Annotated in this window: 19 protein-coding genes and 2 pseudogenes; 12 read left to right on the plus strand and 9 right to left on the minus strand. The window is 57.5% G+C overall.

Annotated features, from left to right (window positions below; all coding sequences use genetic code 11):
• Positions 1–298: 298 nt before the first annotated feature.
• A complete protein-coding gene (locus ACTUWL_RS35820) occupies positions 299–562 on the plus strand; it encodes a DNA-directed RNA polymerase subunit alpha C-terminal domain-containing protein (protein ID WP_106940465.1) in 264 nt (87 codons plus the stop codon).
• Between the two features lie 346 nt (positions 563–908).
• Here the strand turns inward: ACTUWL_RS35820 and ACTUWL_RS35825 are convergent, their stop codons facing one another.
• Positions 909–1,151, minus strand: coding sequence for a DUF2171 domain-containing protein (locus tag ACTUWL_RS35825; protein ID WP_021078717.1), 243 nt, complete (start codon positions 1,149–1,151; stop codon positions 909–911).
• Between the two features lie 114 nt (positions 1,152–1,265).
• On the opposite strand from ACTUWL_RS35825, the gene ACTUWL_RS35830 reads away from it, so the two are divergent.
• A complete protein-coding gene (locus tag ACTUWL_RS35830) occupies positions 1,266–1,952 on the plus strand; it encodes a ZIP family metal transporter (protein ID WP_021078718.1) in 687 nt (228 codons plus the stop codon).
• Positions 1,953–2,275: 323 nt separating this feature from the next.
• On the opposite strand, the gene ACTUWL_RS35835 is transcribed toward ACTUWL_RS35830, so the two are convergent.
• Positions 2,276–3,583 carry an Nramp family divalent metal transporter gene (locus ACTUWL_RS35835; protein WP_021078719.1) on the minus strand — a complete coding sequence of 436 codons (1,308 nt, stop codon included), beginning with the start codon at positions 3,581–3,583 and terminating at the stop codon, positions 2,276–2,278.
• A gap of 589 nt (positions 3,584–4,172) precedes the next feature.
• Positions 4,173–4,436 carry a hypothetical protein gene (locus ACTUWL_RS35840; protein ID WP_146160394.1) on the minus strand — a complete coding sequence of 88 codons (264 nt, stop codon included), beginning with the start codon at positions 4,434–4,436 and terminating at the stop codon, positions 4,173–4,175.
• Positions 4,437–4,933: 497 nt separating this feature from the next.
• On the opposite strand from ACTUWL_RS35840, the gene ACTUWL_RS35845 reads away from it, so the two are divergent.
• The 4 genes and pseudogenes from ACTUWL_RS35845 to ACTUWL_RS35860 all read left to right on the plus strand — a co-directional run bounded on the left by ACTUWL_RS35845 (position 4,934) and on the right by ACTUWL_RS35860 (position 7,721).
• Complete coding sequence (locus ACTUWL_RS35845) at positions 4,934–6,223, plus strand: tetratricopeptide repeat protein (protein ID WP_021078721.1); 1,290 nt, start codon at positions 4,934–4,936, stop codon at positions 6,221–6,223.
• Positions 6,224–6,391: 168 nt separating this feature from the next.
• Positions 6,392–6,969: pseudogene (locus tag ACTUWL_RS35850) on the plus strand (IS5/IS1182 family transposase); the annotation flags it as partial.
• A 59-nt stretch (positions 6,970–7,028) separates the two neighbouring features.
• The gene (locus ACTUWL_RS35855; RefSeq protein WP_168470982.1) at positions 7,029–7,196 is read left to right on the plus strand and encodes a hypothetical protein; all 168 of its coding nucleotides are present in this window, start codon (positions 7,029–7,031) and stop codon (positions 7,194–7,196) included.
• 78 nt (positions 7,197–7,274) lie between these two features.
• Positions 7,275–7,721 (plus strand): hypothetical protein, encoded by a 447-nt coding sequence (locus ACTUWL_RS35860; protein ID WP_035651188.1) that lies wholly within the window; start codon positions 7,275–7,277, stop codon positions 7,719–7,721.
• On the opposite strand, the gene ACTUWL_RS35865 is transcribed toward ACTUWL_RS35860, so the two are convergent.
• From ACTUWL_RS35865 to ACTUWL_RS35890, 6 genes and pseudogenes are all read right to left on the minus strand, one after another.
• Positions 7,715–8,098 carry a hypothetical protein gene (locus tag ACTUWL_RS35865; protein ID WP_021078724.1) on the minus strand — a complete coding sequence of 128 codons (384 nt, stop codon included), beginning with the start codon at positions 8,096–8,098 and terminating at the stop codon, positions 7,715–7,717. The two genes, ACTUWL_RS35860 and ACTUWL_RS35865, sit on opposite strands and share 7 nt — an antisense overlap.
• A gap of 566 nt (positions 8,099–8,664) precedes the next feature.
• Positions 8,665–8,865, minus strand: a complete 201-nt coding sequence (locus tag ACTUWL_RS35870; RefSeq protein WP_075252533.1) for a tyrosine-type recombinase/integrase — start codon at positions 8,863–8,865, stop codon at positions 8,665–8,667.
• A gap of 579 nt (positions 8,866–9,444) precedes the next feature.
• Positions 9,445–10,158, minus strand: a pseudogene (locus tag ACTUWL_RS35875) (YiiX/YebB-like N1pC/P60 family cysteine hydrolase); the annotation flags it as partial.
• A gap of 147 nt (positions 10,159–10,305) precedes the next feature.
• Positions 10,306–10,413: a hypothetical protein gene (locus ACTUWL_RS35880; protein ID WP_373010873.1), complete on the minus strand. Its 108-nt coding sequence runs from the start codon at positions 10,411–10,413 to the stop codon at positions 10,306–10,308.
• Between the two features lie 65 nt (positions 10,414–10,478).
• On the minus strand, positions 10,479–11,045 hold the full coding sequence (locus tag ACTUWL_RS35885) for a flagellar hook-basal body complex protein (protein WP_280710565.1): 567 nt from the start codon (positions 11,043–11,045) through the stop codon (positions 10,479–10,481).
• Positions 11,046–11,227: 182 nt separating this feature from the next.
• Positions 11,228–12,139, minus strand: coding sequence for a cation diffusion facilitator family transporter (locus ACTUWL_RS35890; protein WP_021078727.1), 912 nt, complete (start codon positions 12,137–12,139; stop codon positions 11,228–11,230).
• Positions 12,140–12,291: 152 nt separating this feature from the next.
• On the opposite strand from ACTUWL_RS35890, the gene ACTUWL_RS35895 reads away from it, so the two are divergent.
• From ACTUWL_RS35895 to ACTUWL_RS35920, 6 genes are read left to right on the plus strand one after another with little or no spacing between them, the layout of a single operon-like run.
• Entirely contained in the window at positions 12,292–12,666 is a 375-nt protein-coding gene (locus ACTUWL_RS35895) for a hypothetical protein (RefSeq protein WP_080324595.1), read from the plus strand.
• A 59-nt stretch (positions 12,667–12,725) separates the two neighbouring features.
• Complete coding sequence (ihpA, locus tag ACTUWL_RS35900) at positions 12,726–14,000, plus strand: divalent metal ion exporter subunit IhpA (RefSeq protein ID WP_035651194.1); 1,275 nt, start codon at positions 12,726–12,728, stop codon at positions 13,998–14,000.
• Complete coding sequence (gene ihpB, locus ACTUWL_RS35905; RefSeq protein ID WP_021078729.1) at positions 13,997–14,947, plus strand: divalent metal ion exporter adaptor subunit IhpB; 951 nt, start codon at positions 13,997–13,999, stop codon at positions 14,945–14,947. The genes ihpA and ihpB overlap by 4 nt, the downstream gene beginning before the upstream one ends.
• Positions 14,937–15,302, plus strand: coding sequence for a P-II family nitrogen regulator (locus ACTUWL_RS35910; protein WP_021078730.1), 366 nt, complete (start codon positions 14,937–14,939; stop codon positions 15,300–15,302). The genes ihpB and ACTUWL_RS35910 overlap by 11 nt, the downstream gene beginning before the upstream one ends.
• Complete coding sequence (locus ACTUWL_RS35915; RefSeq protein WP_021078731.1) at positions 15,295–18,504, plus strand: efflux RND transporter permease subunit; 3,210 nt, start codon at positions 15,295–15,297, stop codon at positions 18,502–18,504. The genes ACTUWL_RS35910 and ACTUWL_RS35915 overlap by 8 nt, the downstream gene beginning before the upstream one ends.
• A complete protein-coding gene (locus tag ACTUWL_RS35920) occupies positions 18,501–18,872 on the plus strand; it encodes a hypothetical protein (protein WP_021078732.1) in 372 nt (123 codons plus the stop codon). Before ACTUWL_RS35915 ends, ACTUWL_RS35920 begins: the two co-directional genes overlap by 4 nt.
• The last annotated feature ends 61 nt before the right edge of the window (positions 18,873–18,933 follow it).

The raw sequence follows: 18,933 nt of genomic DNA on the forward strand, positions 1-18,933 counted from the left end.
CCGTGGCGCCGACGACCCCAGGATCGCCTTGGATGACCGCACCGTCAGGCATAGAGGAAGATCAGGAAATCCCGGGCAATGAATGGCTGGACTGACTTGTCCTGCAGTCCGCCGCCGAACGCGAAAATATAACTCATGCCAGTCAGGCAGCCTAGGGTGCCAATGACCCTTTGAGAAGTAGTAGCGGATCGATTCGACGGCACTTGGTCATATTAGAAACTCAAGCTAAATTGAAACTCGGAAAGACCGATAATTGTGCTCCCTGATAATGCCGTACGGAGTGCATTGGAGTGACTAGATGATTGATCCAGCTCCCGAGCTCCCGGATAACACGCTGATTGAAAGTGTACGACTTCCGCAGAGAATTCGAAACCTACTGAATTCGGCCGGTCTAAAAACCGTCGGCGAGGTTCGCGATAAGGCAGATGCTGAATTTTTAAGTTTGCCGAGTGTCGATAAGAATTCGCTGCAATATCTGCGAAGGACCCTCGGGCTTCCGTCGTCACAGGGAGTTAGCTGCCTCCCATCGGAGCTGCGAGACGGCGATGATGAAGTCAAGTAAACGACTTCATAAACAAGCATGACTGTTGCTAACTTGCGCGATCCTTTCTCAAGCTGCGCTCCAATCAACTTTCGCTGGGCTTCGGCGCATTCGCACATGGAACTATCGGTTGGGTGGCGTCTGACTGCAGCGGTGCGAACGGCGGTAATATCACCTTTCGACCGACTGGCGCCGCGGCATTAGCGCGGATGTTTACCCGGTCCGTCTCGGACTCACTCGCTCATGATTCTCAACCGGCCAGTCACGGGCCCAGATCGAGACGAGCAAGGACGTAATCTACAAAGCTGCTCCGGAAGAGGTCGTGTAAGGCAACGGGCCGACGTTTCTCGCCGGCCCGATCTGCGTCTTACTTTATGCCTTCGTGCTGCCAATGGGCAGTGACTTCCGCGTCGGATTTTGTCAAATGGACGTGCTGGTCGACGTGATCGATCCAGCCAACGGGAATAAAATGATGGTGAACGCCGTCGGGCGAACTCTGTTTGGTCAGCTTGATCTTGTCGGAGCCTTCAAGATGGTCGACTTTGCCGACTGTCTTTTTGTCGGAAGAGACGACGTCCATGTGCTCTTTGATCTGCGAGGTATCTGTCATGGGAAACTCCTTTGGTATAGAAATTAAAAACTCGCTAACGGGGATTAGGTTGCATTTCTGGAAAGAACGTCTCTTACCCAACTCACCGGCGCGGCCGACAGAGCGGAACTCTTAATGTCCGCTTGGATGTACACGCTGATCCCGGCCGTAGCCGTCGTGGTCGGCGCCGCCGCGGCGGTCTGGCGGAAGCCGTCGCCCACATTCGCTGGTGCTATCCAGCATTTTGCCGCCGGTGTGGTGTTCGCCGCCGCCGCCGGAGAGCTTCTGCCCGACATCAAACACCGTCAGTCAGCTTGGGCAGTCATCCTGGGAGGGGCGGCCGGCATTGTGCTTATGCTACTTATCAAGCGCCTCGGCGAAATGACTAAAGGCACGTCCGGTCTCATCGTCATGGTAGCGGTGGATATCTTCATCGATGGACTGGTGTTGGGCATCGGTTTCGCAGCGGGCGCAAAACAAGGTTTTTTACTGACGGTTGCGCTCACGACGGAAGTCTTGTTCCTCGGCCTTTCATTGACCGGCGAACTGTCCGAGTCGATTCGAAAGCCTGCAAATGTTCTCGCCGTCGTTGGCGGGATCGCGATCTTGTTGCCCCTTGGTGCCTCCGTCGGCATCCCGGTTAGCCATCTTCCAAACTTTTGGATCGCGGCCTTCTTTTCATTTGGGTTGGTTGCATTGCTATATCTCGTCACGGAAGAGCTGTTGGTCGAGGCGCATTCGGCTCCGGAAAAGCCGTGGGTCACCAGCCTGTTCTTCGTAGGCTTTTTGCTAATTCTGCTGTTAGATGAGCTCGCAGGCTGAACACCGATCCGGGTCGTCGCCTGTCGCCCCCGGAGATTAATGCGTGCAAACAAGCCTTCTACGTGAGTGGCTCACCAAAGTCGGGTGGGAGATCGCGCTGGCGGTTGCTCTAGCGGCAGTCCTTGCAGTCAGTACGGGTGGCACGCTCTCGCTTGCCCTTCGTTACCTGGCAGGCTTCAGCGGACTGAACTCGCTCGTGCAGGTAGTTCTAGCCGTTGCGCGACGGCGGCCGCTAAGCGCGCGCCTTTCGGAGTGGGACGAAGCAATCGCGCTTGCGACGCTATCGGCTGGATCCCACCTCATGGCCGGCCACATCGACACGATCACATGAAAAACGTGACGCCCATCGCAAGTGCCGCTGCGGCCATGGTGGCGGTCGCGATCCAGCCGAGCCCCGTCAACCAACCACCGATAGTGAATTGACCCATGATCTTCGTGTTGGCGGCCATCAGCATCATTAAGGCCATCACCGGCACGGCGACGATGCCATTGATAACGGCGCACCAAATAAGCGCCTTAATAGGATTGATCGGGGTGAAGTTGAGCAGCACTCCAACGGCCGTTGCCATCACGATAGTGGCATAGAAAGCCTTCGCTTCTTGGGGCTGGCGGGCCAGACCGATCGGCCACTTGCGAGCTTCGCCGACCGCATAGGCTGCCGACCCGGCGAGTACGGGAATGGCGAGAAGGCCTGTGGCTACCACGCCTAGTGCGAAGATCGTCGCAGCGTAATTTCCCGCTATTGGACGAAGCGCCTCGGCCGCCTGGGCGGAAGTTTCGATGTTCGTCACGCCCGATACGTTGAGCGTTGCAGCGGTCGTCAGAATGATAGTCAAGGCGATGAAGTTAGAAATCCCCATGCCGATTAGGGTATCAATTTCGATCCGCTTGATGGCGTCGGGACCCTGTTCGGGCACCCGCTTAAGGACCTGTCGCTGCGGCACGGCGCGAATATCCTCCGCCTCTTGAGAGGCCTGCCAGAACAGCAGATAGGGACTGATCGTTGTGCCGAAGACGGCAACGATCGTCTGGATGTACTCGGTTTTCCAGGTGAGCGACGGCATGACGAACTGGCGCAGCGCTTCGCCCCAGTGCACGTCCACCATGAACAATGTCGCCACGTAAGCGAGCAGCGCGAGCGTTAGCCATTTCAAATAGGATACGTATCGGGTGTACTGTAGCAGGACCTGCAGGCCGATGCAGATAGCGCCGAACAGCGCTACATAGAACGTTCTCGAACCGCCGAGGACTAAACTCGTAGAATCGGCCATGGCACCCAGGTCGGCGCCGATGTTAATCGTGTTTGCCGTGGTCAGCAGCGCAACAAACGTTTGTAGGAGCCAGTTTGGATAATGTTGGCGCAGATTGCCTGCCAGACCACGGCCCGTCGTCCGTCCGATCCTGGCGCTGATCATCTGGACCGCCGCCATCAGCGGGTAAGTCAATAACATGGTCCAGCTCAGCGAATACCCGAACTGGGCGCCCGCCTGACTGTAGGTGGCTATGCCGCTCGGATCGTCGTCCGAGGCACCCGTGATGAGGCCCGGACCGAGGGCGCCGAGCAGCCGCGGCTTGCTGCGGCCGACGACGGGACTAGGACCGGCTTTGGCGGCGCTTTCCGACGAATTCATCCAACCGGCCTCAAAGATCTCAAAAAACTAGGTCCAATTACTCTCTAATACGCTCAAGGCACGACCAAAGTTCCACAATGGCCAAGACGCCTTCATTTGGAAGACGAGGTTGTAGAAAAATGCGCTGCCGCCAATGTATTTTGCTATGTTCTATCTGAACGATCCTTCCACATTAGGCCGAATCTAGCAAAGGTTGACAGGTGGCGTCCCGAAGCCAAACGGCTGTTTTTATAATTGGACTTCTGACGATGACCGCCTTAGTGGCGACCGTCGCCGGTATCTTGCTACATCGCGCATTTCCAGACCACCCTTGGGTTACGGTCGTTGGACCGGTAGGCGCAGCGTTGACGGTGATCGGGTTCGCAAAGAATTTTTTGCCTAGGTGACGCGCCGGTGCGTCGTTCGCTTTCTCGCCTAAAAAAATTCGCCCGGCGCAGGAAGTTTTTTTCCTCGTGGGCCGAATTCGTTTGCAGAATTGGCTAGAAATAAATCGCCGAACGCGCTCCGCAGTCGGGTCGGAGGATGTAAATCGGATTGATGGATGTGTTCGCGTGGTACGCAGTGAATTAACCGAAAGCCACCCGCATCGTTAGCGAACTGCTTCGGTATGTGAATGCGTTTGAGATGAGTTTCCATCACTATCTTCAGAACGCCAAGTAAACACCAATTGGTGGTCGTTCGTCAGGACCCGGTAGCCTTGAGGTTGTGGCCCCTGCGCGATGGAGAGCAAATGTTGACCTATTCGCTTGGCTTCCTCAAGGTACAAGGAGCCGCCTACCACTCGATCAAGAATTACCGGGCAGTCGTGCACAAATCCCAGAATTTCAATCGTGAACGGCGCTTTGTCGGTCATTCTTCGAATATGCGGACGTTAACAGCCCAGTTCAAGCCAATAGTCCAACACGATCGGGACCCAAACTACCGCACAATGTTTTTCAGTCGGAGAGTTCTCGATGGAACCCCCCTGCTGGGCATCCCGTTCCGATTTTCGTGAATTGGGGGTCGGCATCCACCCCAGCGCGACTTCCGCCCAGATCCCTCGGCTTACAGGCGCACCGTTTTTCAACTTAATCGTGCGCGTTGGGGCCGGCCGAATTGTCCTAATACCGCACCGCACCCGACCCCGGTTCTAAGAAGACAGCGCTGTCCTTCAGCTATCAATTGGTCTCCGATCCTGCCTACAATGCCCGACTAGACCAAGTTTGATCGTTAAGGGACGTATGCATTGGAGCTCTGAATTGCTAAATACCGCGGCAAGACAGGAAGCCCGAGCACGATCCGAAAGGAACGATTCCCGCTGGCCCGATCACCCAAGGAGGTGTAGCCGCCGCCTCCGCAAGGTACGATCCGATGCGTAGCATATTGTTGAATCCCGCCAGATTGATCCTTTTCGCCCTGACCACGGCGCTGGGCGTTGCGGTATGCTTGGTCCCGCCCAGTTTCGCGCAACGCGATCCTCTCGATCTCGCTCAGGCCGGCTTCGTTGCAAAGGATCGTGGCGATTTCACTGTGGCAATACGCTTGTTCGACGAAGCGCTTCAGCGCGGCCTGTTCGCTGATAAACAGCGTGGCCTCCTGTTGTACAGCCGGGGCGTCTCTTATGAAGCGCTCGGAATTCGCGACCGCGCGTTGTCGGATTTCGACGCGGCCGTCGCGCTGCTTCCGGATTTCCCTAATGTCTACCTCTATCGAGGGATCATCTGGGGCGAGAAGAGCGAATACCAGCGCGCGATGCAGGATTTCCTGACGGCCAGTAAATTGAATCCAAGCGATCCGCTTGCTTTCAATAACCTTGGAAACGTCTATGAAAAATTGGGAGATATTGATCTCGCCATCGAAAACTTTGGCCGCGCGATCCGCTTGCAGTCCGACTACGCCCAAGCCTACTACAATCGCGCCCATGCTTATGTGTTGAAGCAAGACGAAGAACGCGCCATCGCAGACTACGACAAGGCGATCTTGTTGCAGCCGACTTACGCCGAAGCGTATGTCAACAGGGCAATCGTGAAATTCTTGCTCCGAGATGTCCAGGGCGCTCTAGCCGATCTGGATACCGCAATCAAACTCAATCCGCGCGACGTCTCCGCACGGTCAAATCGAGCAAACGTGAATCTGGCAATCGAAAAATATGGTGAGGCGTTGACCGACTTCGATCGCAGCTTGGCGTTGGATCCCGGCAATGCAGCCACGTACTTGGGAAGGGGGCGGGCGCATCTATTCTCAGGCGCCATCGACGATAGCATTGCGGATCTTAAGACAGCCGTACGACTGCGCCCTTCGAACCCCTATCCCGTTATTTGGTTGCACATTGCCCGGGTTCATAAAGGGGAATCCGACCGCGAAGAATTTGCAGCGAATGCAATGGCCGTGAAACGCGGAGCGTGGCCGGGGGCAATGCTGGATATGTACCTCGGGCTTCTCGATGCGGACAAGGTCAAAGCTGCTGCCCAACAGGGCCCAAGCCGCGAAAAGTCCAAACGCCAATGCGAAGCGAATTTTTTCCTGGGCGAACTGGCGCTGCACAACGGCCAAATCGAGCAAGCGAGAGATGCTTTGCGCGAGGTGACGTCTACCTGCGGACCTGCGGAAACGGTCTACAGCGCGGCGGTGGCGGAGGCCAAGCTGTTACCGCGGCAATAAAGTGCCTTGCGAAGGCCGGGCTTCTACCACCCAGCTGCGCACCCGCCGAAGCGCACTTCCCCTATTGCTTGACATGTCAGTGGAGGCGTTACAACGGTTTACGATGCCGCGAGAATGGCCCGCGCCGGTCTAGGTGGTGTGAACTCTAGGGATTCCCTTTTAGGAGTTTTCCAGCACGTCTTCCCGCACGAGCGCTCGGACCTGAGCCATTGGCGCAAGCGGCTTGGCGACAAGCTGGAGCTGCTGCTGGCCGAGAGCTTGCGGGTGGCGCATGGGGCCGGCGCGTTACGCAGCCAGGACCTCAAGCGGGTCACAGTCGACACCACGGTGCAGCCGAAGGCCATCACCTTCCCGACCGATGCCAAACTGCTTCATGCGGCCATCAATCTGGCGATCAGGCATGGCGTCAGGCTTTGGAAATCTTATTCTCGCGTCGCCAATTCCGCCGCGATGATGGCGGGCCGCTATGCCCATGCCAAACAATTCAGGCGGCATCAGCGGCAGTTGCGTATCCTGAAGAGCCGGCTCGGCCGGATCATCCACGACATCGGCCGCAAGATCGAGAACCATCCAGCACTAGAAGAGGCGTTCGCCCTGCCGCTTGGCCGGGCCACGCAGATCCGCTCGCAACAGCAGCGCCAGCGCGGCTGGAAGCTTTATTCCTTCCATGCCCCCGAGGTGGAGTGGAGTGCATCGGCAAGGGCAAGGCCAGCGCGCCTTACGAGTTCGGCGTCAAGGCCTCCATCACTTTATTTCGTATGACCTCCGAACAACCTACCCAAAAGAAGCCACACAGAAGCGCGGCGTGCTGGACGTTTCTTCAAAGCGAGCGGCGCGTGGATCAGTGCCCGTCACTCTCGATCGTGAATACGGCTTCACGCAAATTCATGCCCCCATGAAGGAACTGAAAGAAGATCATCACTGCCTGATCGAGCGTTCAAAAGAAACGGACGAGTGTGGCTTCTACAGTTAAAGCAGCTCTCGCTTCGGGAAATAATACTCATAGATAAAAGCCCGCAGCGATGCGGGCTTTTCGTTCTTATCGACGTTCGTGGCTGTTGTCACCCACCCCGATGCTCACGCCCGGGACTTGAATACCGATCCCAGGCTGTCCGTGCTGCTGCGGGCGTTCCTCGTGGTGCTCTCGCCGTGGCTCTTGATGACGGTCCTGCTGAATAATCATGGCGGGTCGGTCATGAGGGCGTTCCTCGTGATGTTCGCGCCGAGGTTCACCATGGCGTTCCTGAATAATTACGACAGGTTGGTCATGATGCTGTTCCCGGCAATTGCCATGTTGATCACAGACCATCTGGACGCGCAGCAGGCCGGTATCGGCCTGCGAAACGCCCTTGGTAAGGGATCCTGCCTGGACACCGCTCACGAACAGCCCGACAGCACCAGCCAAAAGCGAAAACGTAAGTGTGTTCATATTCATTCCCCTTTGTGGTTGATCGCTACTGCCTTGAAGTACCTTCGGGCTTCATACGACTCTCAGTGATGGCCGCCGTGATGACCGCCAAAGCCGCCGCCGAACCCACCATGATGACCGCCAAAGCCACCGTGATGACCGCCAAAGCCGCCAAAGCCGAGGCTTATGCCCGGGCCTCCGTACCCATATCCATACCCGCCGCCGCCATAGTACGGCTGTGCGTAGTAGGGTTGCGCGTAGTAGACCCGTCGAGGGGCGTAATAGCCGTAGCTCCTGTAGACGCGGCGATGCCCATAGTGGCGATAGCGACGATGGGCACTGAAGTCGGTTGACTGGCTCGTTCCGCTGGTTGCGGTTACCGTCTTCACCGAGTTGTCGGCATTTGCTGCGGAACCACCGAGAAGCGCGGCTGCGCCGACGGCAATTACGATGGCTAGTGTTCTCATTTTCCACTCCTATGGTGAACTGTGGAGGGGTAATTGAGTCCGGGGAGTTTCGTTCCGGCCGTCAAACCTTTATTTTTGCGTAAGTAGTTGAATATCCATTCATAATCAAGAACGTCAAGCAAAGATACGGCCTACCCGTGTCCTGTACCGTCGCACTTCACGCATGGGCCGATCCTGGAGCCTTTGCAAAAATTGCACGGCTTACCCTCATACCGTTTCCCGCTTCCGTAGCATTCATTGCAAGCATTGATCCTTTGCCGTTGCACCTCGGACATGCTGCCATTGTCCTTCACATTATTTAGGCGAAATTCATTTCCGACCACTGACGCGATTTTTCGATCATGTTCAGGTTATCCCATGAACCTCAAACTGATTTACCGGGCTATCTTGGAAACCCGACTGCTATGGCAATCATCGAGACCGGCTAATGCCGCTGTGGACGCCCTCTATGACTTGCTCCCGCGCCACCGATCCGCTGGACGCTCTCGAAAGAGAAGTTCAAAAGCCTGGTGCTGCCTCCCCTCGAAAATAAAGCGAGCGGAAGCAAGGTCGAGTTTGAATTGTAACTATCTTTGAATGATTTTCTTTAGCTGCGCTTCCCATTTATCCACGACCTCACGCATTTCTTTCGCGAAGTCGTATCGCCGATAGACTGACACGATACCGGACTGACTACCGGATACGTGGTTCAACAGACGTTCGGTAACGTGTATGGGCGTTCCGAGGGCCGCAAGATTCGTCGCGAACGTGCGGCGCAGATCGTGCAAGGTCCACGGACGTTCTCGAGAGCGCTAGAAGCCCTTGAATTGCGTCCCCCACCCCGCGTACGGGATGATCCCACTGAGCCTACTCGCCGGAAACACGTAGCCGTCCGTTTCCGGCACCGAAGCAATCACCATCTGCGCCATCCTCCCTATGGGAGCACGAACGCGCGGCCGTTTTTCGTATCGGGCGAATTGATCGTGCCAACGCCGAGATATTCCCGCTGCACCAGTTGAAAAATGTCCGAATATCTTTGAGGGCATGCGGCGGCTTCCGACTTGGCCGTAAGCCGCCGCATTGATCGAGGGCTTCTGGGGGGCCCACAGCGGCAAAGCTCGTTGACGCAAGCTCGCTAAATCGCGCGTCGACCGCTCAGTGCGACAAGCTGCTGGTCGTCATCATCACGTTTGATGAGGGATTTTAATGGGGGCTCTGGGTTCAGAGGAATGCTCCCGAAACACACCCGAAATCGCCGGGCTCAACCCGGCAAAACAAAGATTCATAAATATATCTCCATAGCTTATCGTTCGCGGACGGACGCTAGGCTAGAGATTTTCACCGATCGAATGAGGTGGATCAGAGCACCAAACTATTTTCTTATAGTCAAAGCCGATCTCGATTGTCGGTTTGACTACGGCAAAAAAAGGGGAAATGTCGAAATCACGAGGCGTGTAGAGTGACGAGTCGCGGATATGAAAGATTTCCTTCCGCGCATGATCGCTTTCCAACGGAGTAATAACAGGCAAAATGGGGTAACCAACATCCATGAACGCTTGGGCGATAAGGGCGGAACAGATGAGGCGGGTGGGATCACCCGAACCTAACGCGATCATTCGGCGCCGCCAACGCTTTGGCACCGGAAGCGGCACCAGGTAACGCCCAAGATCGATCAGATTCTTGAGATCGTATTTGAGCCCGATCCGCGCAACTGCGAATTTACATACCGCTTCGCAGTCTTCGGGGGCCAACCCGACGGGTCGACATATACGAGTATGAAATTTGGAATACTTCGACAGAGAGACGCAGGTAATGCCATAGTCCAGATTGGACTCCACCAATTCGCATTCGCCTGGCACCGTCGATCCTACGTAGAGCGCAGCGTGAGACCAGGTTGACTGCGTGAGGTACTTGATAATTCCGGAGATGCGATTGTTACCCTCAATGAGCAAAATATCGCCGGGTCTAATGCAGGCTTGGAGCGCTTTCGGATCGGCCGGGGTGAATGGCTCATAGCTGGACGAGGGCTGCTGCAGATAGGCGGCGATCAGGCGCCCCAGGAGATCGAGGATCCATTTCATGGCGCCAAGTTCCGGTTGCTACATGGGCCAAGCAAGTCGAGCCATTCATCGTTCGATGACACACCAATGTTAGCCTCCTCGCCCTGTCAGGTAAAATGGCTTGAAGAGGGGACTCGCAACTAGACCACCGATGGGAGTTCTGGCGAACTAATCCGGTACGTTAGCCAACTTGCTTAGCTCAGTCGGGTCCTGTAAATCTTTCAACAATTTGCTCGCCAACTCGTACGATCTGTTAATTTCGATGAGTCGGCTCATCTCTATGGTTGGCTGAACGTTGGATTTTTCAGTCACGCCCTGCAAAACCGTCGCCGAGCCAGCCTTCACCGCCTCTGGTACGCGATCCGAGCTAAAAAGGTTGCCGCCCACCGCCTGAATGTTTGCCCGCGCAGAAAAACTCGCGAGTCGCAATCGGCCCAGTCCCCAAGCTTGGTCGAAATCCTACCCCCTGCGTTGATATTGATCGCTCCAGCTTGGACAGGCACGTTTACCGTGCCGCTGTCGGCTAAAACCGGCTGCCCGTCCATGGTCACCAGCCGGCCAGTTCCATCCAGGCTAAATGACCCGTCTCGGGTGTAGCGTTCTCCCTGAGATGTTTGCACCACGAAATAGGCGTTGCCTTTGATTGCCAGATCGAGAGGATTTCCCGTCGTCCGTATCGCCCCGGCTGACGTGTTCGTAAAGGCAAACGCCGCATCCACCAGAGAGAGGGGACGCTCAGGTTTAATTCCGATCTCCTCCCCCTTTTCAGGCTTCAAATATTCATGAAACGAAATTTGCTGAGCGCGAAAACCGGTAGTTTCGACGTTCGCAACGTTGTTTGCGGCAACATCGAGCCTGCGCCTGAGGGCCATCAAGCGCGAGAGATGGATGAGTGTAGTTTCGCTCACTGCTGTCCCTTCGGAAGCGAATCACGCGCCATTCAATTCTCTGATACAACGCTGACTGCCTAAACTCCGCAATGCGGCATCTTGCAGCGCAGACCGAGCGAACGATCAAAGTGATTACTTGCGATATGGTTGCGTTTCCCGGTACTGCACGTCTTGCCAGCCTCAAAAATGGTTCCGCATCTCTAGACCCGCAGGGTCGGCTCTGCCATTCGGATCTCCTCATTCTCGACCTGAATGGTCACGTGATCGATCTTGAACTTTTCTTCCAAGATGGCCTTTACGCCCTTCAGGACCGCGGCTGCGTATTTCATGTCGGACACGACGACATGTCCGGTGAATGAGTCCGTCCCCGATGTGATCGTCCAGACGTGCAAATCGTGAGCGGCAACGACGCCTGGGATACGCAGCAACGTCTTCTCGAGCTCCGGTAGATCGATTTCGGTAGGTACGCCCTCCATCAGGATATGGACCGCCTGGCTCAACAGCTTCCAGGTGCGCGGCACGATGAAGAGGCCGATGCCCGCGCCGATGATCGGATCCGCCAGCGTCCAACCGGTGTACATGATAATTAGCGCCGCAGCGATCACGCCCAACGATCCCAGCATGTCGCTGAGTACTTCGAAGTAGGCGCCCTGGACATTGAGGCTCTCCGATGATCCCACAGAGAGCAGCTTCATACTGAGAAGGTTCACGACCAATCCGACGGCCGCAACGGCCAGCATCGGGCCACCCAGTATTTCCGGTGGAGAGCGAAAACGTTGGTAGGCTTCATACAAAATGTAGACGGTCAGCAGAAGGAGCACCACTGCGTTGACCAGCGCGGCAAGAATCTCGGTCCGTAGATAACCGTAAGTCTTCTGCGGCGTAGCAGCCTTTTGCGCGAAATGGATCGCAAACAGCGCCAATCCGAGGCCACCGGCATCCGTCGCCATATGCGCGGCATCCGCGATCAGCGCGAGACTACCCGTCCAGATCCCGCCGACGATTTCGGCTGTCATGTAAGTCAACGTCAGCGCCAGCGCCGCATAGAGCGGCTTGCGGTGACGTCCCGCCGCTGACGGAATTGCGCCTCCGTGCGAATGACCTTTACCCACCGCGATACTCCCAAGTTTTGCGAAATCGGTCGCCAGCCGGCACAGCTAGGGCAAGGCGGTTGTAAAATCAAATTTCCGAAAACCGAGGAGTTCCCGGGCCTTGGGCTAACATTGTAATAGTGTTCGCCAATGGAATTTGCTAACCGGAGAATATGGAACGTCAGGTCGGTCAAAGATTGACAAGACTGCAGGCATCCGGACTTCGCCGGACGCTGTTGATGTTGCTTGCTTTTTCCTATCTTTTCGTCGGTCTGGCGCATTCTATTTCGTGCACAGACGAGGCTGTCGCGGCCACTATGTCATCTGACATTGGCAGTATCCCGGACAATGGTCCGGATGAGGATGGCTCGAAGAAATCGCCCGTGGTCGCCGGGCATTGCTACGTGTGCGCACCGGTGCTGATGCCCGCCGTCGTCCCGGATGCGGGGCCTTCCGCACGTCCGGTCAAACTGGCATTCGTATCGCCAAAGCTCCAGTTTGAAGACCATCCTCGGCTTGATACGCCGCCGCCAAAACATCTGACCTGAGTATCGCCGCTGCGCGGTCTGGCCGCGCCGTCGTTCTTCGTGCTTTTCAGGTCGTTTGTATGTTTTTGGTCCGAGATGCTCTGCGCCTGACATGCGCATTTCTTGTATTTACAATCCCAGTCCAGGCTGCCGAACGTTCTTCGCGCGCAATCTCCCTGCCGCAGGCATTGCAGCGTGCATTGGCGGCGAACCCGCGCTTGACGGCGGCCGAGCGCGATATCGGCATCGCGGGGGGACTTCGAATCCAGGCTGGTGTGCTTCCCAATCCAGATGTTTCGTTCGAACTCGACAACGCGTTGGGGTCGGGGCGCTATAAGGGCTTACGCTCGGCTGAAACCAACCTGCAACTCAGCCAACTGGTCGAATTGGGCGGCAAGCGGGAGGCGCGGATTGCGGCGGGGGAGGCAGGCATCGGCGCCGCCGTCTGGCAGCGGCGGGCGACGCGGCTGGAGGTGTTGTCCGAGACCGCGATCGCTTTCATCACCATCATCAGTCTGCAACGCCGCATCGAAATCTTCGACGAGCAGATCGCAAGCTTCGACCCGCTTATCCCATTGCTGCAAAAGCGCGTCCAGGAAGGTGCTTCCTCGCCGGCCGAGACTCTAAGGGCGCAAGTTGCAGCCGACCTTTTCCGCGTCGAGCGCGAGCGCGCCAAAACCCAGTTGGCCCTGGCGCGCCGTGATCTCGCGATACTCATGGGCGACAGCAGCCCGCACTTCGGCAATGCTGTCGGGCGGCTCAGCAATATTGGTCAGCCGCCATCATTCCAATCAATTGTCCAGGCCATCGAAGCCAATCCGCAGTTATTGCGCTGGACCGCGGTCACAGCACAACGCAATGCCGAACTCCTCATTGCACGTCTGAAAGCAATTCCCGACCCCCGCATCTCGGCTGGCTGGCGCCACTTTGAGGACACCAACGACAATGCGGTCCGGCTTGGTGTTTCGATTCCTATTCCGGTGTTCGACCAGAATACCGGCAACATCATCGCCGCCCAGGAATCGCTCGCGAAGACCGGCGCAGAGCGGGCGATCAACAAGTTGGTCCTGATCAGCATCGTCGGCCGGGCCTATGACACGCTGACGGGCGCCCTGGCCGAGATTAAACTGCTGCGGTCTTCAGTCATTCCCAATGCGCGCAGCGCTTCCGAGACGATCTTCAGCGGCTATTCGCAAGGCCGTTTCACCCTGCTGGAACTGCTCGACGTCAGGGGGGCGCTGTTGCAGGCGCTGCTGCGCGAACAGGAGGCACTGCAGAATTTCCATGTTGCCATCGCGACCATCGAAGGTCTTGCCGGTAATCCGTTTACGCTAACCCGCGAGAGCGCACGATGATTAAGGGACTGATCCGTTATTCCATCTTTATCCTGCTGGCCGCAGCGCTCGCCTATGGCGGCTACCGGATGCTGCTGCCGGCGACGTCGAAGACGACGCCGGCCGAAAAGGCCGAGAAGGAAGAACATTCCGATAGCGTCGCCTTGAGCGACGCCAAGATCGAGGCGGCCAAAATTGAACTAGCGAAGGCTTCACCCGGCGTGCTGAGGGACAGCCTCCTCTTGAACGGCATCGTCCAGCCGAACCAGGAATCGCTCGTCCAGGTCACGCCACGATTTCCCGGGATCGTCCGCGACGTGCGCAAGCGGATCGGCGATGTCGTCCAGAAGGGTGACGTCCTGGCGGTCATTGAAAGCAACCAAAGCCTAACGCAGTATGAACTGAAGGCGTCGCTGGCGGGCACCGTCATTGATCGCCAGATCTCGCTGGGTGAGTTCGTCTCCGAGCAGAAATCGGCATTCGTGGTAGCGGATTTGTCGAACGTCTGGGTGGATTTCTCTGTCTACCGCCGTGATCTGAAACGCGTGAGCATCGGTGATCAGATACTCATCGATCCCGCCGACGGCGGGCCGGCGATAGAAGCCAAGGTTTCTTATTTATCGCCGGTCGGCAGCAGCGACACCCAAAGTGCGATCGCGAGAGCAATCGTAACCAATTCCAGCCAACGACTGCGCCCGGGACTGTTCATTACCGGACGACTGACGTTGTCCGCAAAAAAGGTCGGCGTCGCGGTGAAGTCGTCGGCGCTGCAGACGGTGGAAAATCGCACGGTCGTGTTCGTCCGAAACGGCGAGAAATTCGAGGCCCGCGACGTCGAGGTTGGCGACCGTGATCCGCAGATCGTCGAAATCCTTTTTGGCGTTCTCGATGGCGATGTCTACGCGGCGCAGAACAGCTTCATCGTGAAGGCGGAGATGACCAAGGGAGCGGGCGGAGATGAGCATTGACAGCAGCAAGACGTTGATTACCGCGTTGATCAGGCCTCACATGGAAGGCCACGTCGTTCGCGCGCTCCATGACCTTCCGGATTTTCCCGGCTTCACCTTCGACGAGGTGCGGGGGCAAGGAAGGGGACGCGGACAAGGGGGCAGCTATGTCTCGACCGATACGGACCTGACATATCACCAATACCTGGAATTGAGGCTGGTCTGCCGGTCCGAACTGGCCGACGAGATCTGCGGGCTCATCGCCACGGCAGCATGGACCGGCAGGAAGGGCGACGGCGTGGTGTTCACGACGCCTGTCCACGCGTTTGCCCGGATAAGAGAGATCGGCCGCCGCCCGGAGAAGTCCGATGCTTGAAGCAATCTTATCCTTCGCCATCCGACAACGATGGCTTGTCATGATCGGCGTACTGATCATGGCCGCCTTCGGCGCCTGGAATTTCACGCGCCTGCCGATCGACGCCGTGCCGGATATCACCAATGTCCAGATCCAGATCAACAGCCGGGCTCCCGGCTATTCGCCGCTCGAAGTCGAACAGCGGATTACGTTTCCGATCGAGACCGCGATGGGAGGGCTCCCTCATCTCGAGAGCACGCGCTCCCAGTCCCGTTACGGCTTGAGCCAGGTCACGGTCATCTTCAAGGACGGCACGGACATCTATTTTGCCCGGCAATTGGTCAACGAACGGATTCAGCAGGTCAAGGACCAGCTTCCTCCCAGCATCGAAACGGCCATGGGGCCGGTGTCGACGGGCTTGGGCGAGATTTACCTGTTTACCGTGGAGGCAAAGCCGGAGGCCCGCAAGGCGGGCGGCGGCGAGTACACGCCCAGTGATTTGCGGACGATCCAGGACTGGATCATCAAGCCGCAGTTGAGAAACGTTCCCGGCGTGATCGAGGTCAACACAATAGGTGGCTTCGAAAAGCAGTTTCACGTGCTACCGGATCCCGCTCAATTGATGGCCTACAAGCTCAGTTTTCGGGAAGTGATGACGGCGCTGGCATCGAACAACGCCAACGTCGGCGCAGGCTATATCGAGCGTAACGGCGAGCAGTATCTCGTCCGCACCCCGGGGCAGGTAGCGAATATCGAAGAAATCAAGGAAATCGTGATCGGCTCCCGGAACGGCGTACCGGTCAGGGTTTCCGACATCGCGGACGTCAGGGAAGGCAAGGATTTGCGGACCGGCGCGGCGACAGTGAACGGAAATGAGGTGGTACTCGGAACCGCGATGCTGCTGATCGGCGAGAACAGCCGGACGGTGGCGCAGCGGGTGGCGGCCAAACTGAAGCAGATCGGCCGATCGTTGCCCGACGGCGTCATCGCCAGGGCCGTTTACGACCGAACACGACTGGTCGAAGCAACGGTCGCGACGGTCGAGAAGAATCTGGTCGAAGGCGCGCTGCTAGTGATCGTGATCCTGTTCATGATCCTGGGAAACTTCAAGGCGGCGATTGCCACGGCGTTCGTCATTCCGCTGTCCATGCTGTTCACCATCACCGGCATGGTCGAGAACAAGGTCAGCGCCAATCTGATGAGTCTCGGTGCCATCGATTTCGGCATCATCATCGATGGTGCCGTCATCATCGTGGAGAACTGCCTGCGCTTGCTGGCACATGAACAGCAGCGATTGGGGCGCGTCCTGAACCGACAGGAGCGGTTCGAGACGATTTTGGCGGCATCGCGGGAAGTCATCGGCCCGAGCCTGTTCGGCACGCTGATCATCGGTGTGGTCTACCTGCCGATCCTCACACTCACCGGTGTCGAAGGAAAGATGTTCACGCCGATGGCATTGACCGTGCTGATGGCGCTCACCGGCGCCAGCATCCTGTCGCTGACGTTCGTACCTGCCGCCGTGGCCCTTTTGGTGACCGGCAAGGTGTCCGAGCATGAGAACTGGTTCATGCGCGGTGCGCGTCATGTCTATACGCCGTTGCTTTCAGCCTCCATTCGCAACAAGTACGGCGTCGCCGTGATCGCAGCACTGTTGATAGTCGTCTGCGGGATAGCTGCGTCCCGGATGGGCGGCGAATTCATCCCCAGCCTCGACGAAGGGGACGTGGCCCTGCAGGCCATACGGATCCCGGGAACCAGCCTGACGCAGTCACTGGAAATGCAAGCGATGGTCGAGAAGCGGCTGATCAAGATTCCGGAGGTGAGGGAAGTGTTCGCGCGCACCGGCACCGCGGAGGTCGCAACCGACCTGATGCCGCCGTCGACGTCGGACGGTTACGTCATGCTGAAGCCGCGAAAAGAATGGCCCGACCCGGAAAAGTCGAAGGCCGCCGTCGTGTCCGAGATCCAGGAAGCCGCCGAAGAAATTCCGGGCAACGTCTATGAAATCTCGCAACCGATTCAGCAACGCTTCAACGAACTGATCTCGGGTGTCCGCAGCGACGTCGGCGTGAAGATATTCGGTGACGACCTTGATGTGCTCGTCCAAACTGCTGCTCAAGTTCAGGCGGTCCTTCAAAACGTCCAGGGGGCGGCCGACGTCAAGACCGAGCAGGCTTCCGGACTCCCGGTCCTTACCGTGAAGCTCAATCGTCAGGCCTTGTCGCGATATGGAATAAATGTCGGCGACGTGCAGAATCTGGTCGAAATTGCCGTCGGCGGCAAGAACTCCGGGATGGTCTTCGAGGGCGACCGCCGTTTCAACATCGTCGTCCGCCTTCCGGAGCATCTGCGCTCCGATATCTCCGCACTGAAGGCGCTTCCGGTGCCTTTGCCTCCGCTGGAGAACCCGGCAAAGGCCATTCCTGCGAGGCTCGGTAATTCTCCGTTGTCCCAGATCCGATACGTCCCGCTGTCCGAGCTTGCCGAGATTGATGTAGCGCCGGGTCCCAACCAGATCAGTCGGGAAGACGGGAAACGGCGAATAGTCGTGACGGCGAACATAAGGGGCCGCGACCTTGGGTCCTTCGTCACCGACGCTCAGAGCCAAGTGGAGCAAAAAGTGAAGCTGCCGGCGGGCTACTGGATCGGGTGGGGCGGTCAGTTCGAACAACTGGTCTCGGCCACGCAGCGCTTGACCATCGTCGTACCGATAGCCCTGCTTCTGATCTTCCTGCTGCTCTTCATGAGCCTGGGATCGATGCCCGACGCGCTCCTGGTGTTCAGCGGCGTCCCGCTTGCCTTGACGGGCGGAATTATCGCGCTTCTGCTCCGCGGAATCCCCCTGTCGATCAGCGCTGGCATCGGCTTCATCGCGCTGTCAGGCGTAGCAGTGCTCAATGGTCTCGTCATCATCACTTTCATCGAAAAGCTGCGCAACGAGGGTCATCCGCTCGTCGAAGCGGTCAAGGAAGGCGCGCTCACTCGGCTGAGGCCGGTCCTGATGACCGCACTGGTCGCATCTCTTGGCTTCATTCCGATGGCGATAGCAACCGGCGCCGGCGCGGAGGTGCAGAGACCATTGGCGACCGTCGTCATCGGCGGAATCATCTCGTCGACCATTCTCACCTTGTTGGTACTGCCGGCCCTCTACGTCCTGTTCAGGCGGGAGGACCTGGAGAACGGCGAATCGAAATCACCAGCCACCGAAGGAGCAACGTCATGAAATACGCGCTGTTGTTGATTGCCAGCCTGTTCTTTGCAGCCCCGGCTTTTGCCGAAGAGTACGAAAAAGGGCCGAACGGCGGCCTGATGCTCGATGTGGCGGGTATCGACGCCGAACTAATGACTTCCGGCAATTCCGTCACGATCAACGTCTTCGATGCGAAGAACCATACGCCGATCGCCACCAAGGGCTACAGCGCCGCGGTGCTCATCGTCGGCGGGGCGGGACGGGAGACCGTTACGCTTGCCCCTCAAGGCGAGAATTCGCTGAAAGGCGATGCAAAGAACCCGATAGCGGCGGGCGCAACGATCACCCTTACGATCAAGACGGCCGAAGGAAAATCGGGACAGGCCAAATTCAAGAAGTAGAAGCCGATGTGCACCAGGACGGCGGGATGTTGAACCAATTAAGGGCTATGTACGGTCGCCG

Source organism: Bradyrhizobium sp. WCU1 (assembly GCF_053474805.1).

Coding starts and splice junctions, on each gene's coding strand:
- ACTUWL_RS35820 (WP_106940465.1), top strand. CDS start 299: ATGATTGATCCAGCTCCCGAGCTCCCGGATAACACGCTGATTGAAAGT.
- ACTUWL_RS35825 (WP_021078717.1), bottom strand. CDS start 1,151: ATGACAGATACCTCGCAGATCAAAGAGCACATGGACGTCGTCTCTTCC.
- ACTUWL_RS35840 (WP_146160394.1), bottom strand. CDS start 4,436: ATGACCGACAAAGCGCCGTTCACGATTGAAATTCTGGGATTTGTGCAC.
- ACTUWL_RS35830 (WP_021078718.1), top strand. CDS start 1,266: ATGTCCGCTTGGATGTACACGCTGATCCCGGCCGTAGCCGTCGTGGTC.
- ACTUWL_RS35880 (WP_373010873.1), bottom strand. CDS start 10,413: ATGAGCCGACTCATCGAAATTAACAGATCGTACGAGTTGGCGAGCAAA.
- ihpA (WP_035651194.1), top strand. CDS start 12,726: ATGTTTTTGGTCCGAGATGCTCTGCGCCTGACATGCGCATTTCTTGTA.
- ACTUWL_RS35910 (WP_021078730.1), top strand. CDS start 14,937: ATGAGCATTGACAGCAGCAAGACGTTGATTACCGCGTTGATCAGGCCT.
- ACTUWL_RS35835 (WP_021078719.1), bottom strand. CDS start 3,583: ATGAATTCGTCGGAAAGCGCCGCCAAAGCCGGTCCTAGTCCCGTCGTC.
- ihpB (WP_021078729.1), top strand. CDS start 13,997: ATGATTAAGGGACTGATCCGTTATTCCATCTTTATCCTGCTGGCCGCA.
- ACTUWL_RS35895 (WP_080324595.1), top strand. CDS start 12,292: ATGGAACGTCAGGTCGGTCAAAGATTGACAAGACTGCAGGCATCCGGA.
- ACTUWL_RS35920 (WP_021078732.1), top strand. CDS start 18,501: ATGAAATACGCGCTGTTGTTGATTGCCAGCCTGTTCTTTGCAGCCCCG.
- ACTUWL_RS35845 (WP_021078721.1), top strand. CDS start 4,934: ATGCGTAGCATATTGTTGAATCCCGCCAGATTGATCCTTTTCGCCCTG.
- ACTUWL_RS35865 (WP_021078724.1), bottom strand. CDS start 8,098: ATGAGAACACTAGCCATCGTAATTGCCGTCGGCGCAGCCGCGCTTCTC.
- ACTUWL_RS35915 (WP_021078731.1), top strand. CDS start 15,295: ATGCTTGAAGCAATCTTATCCTTCGCCATCCGACAACGATGGCTTGTC.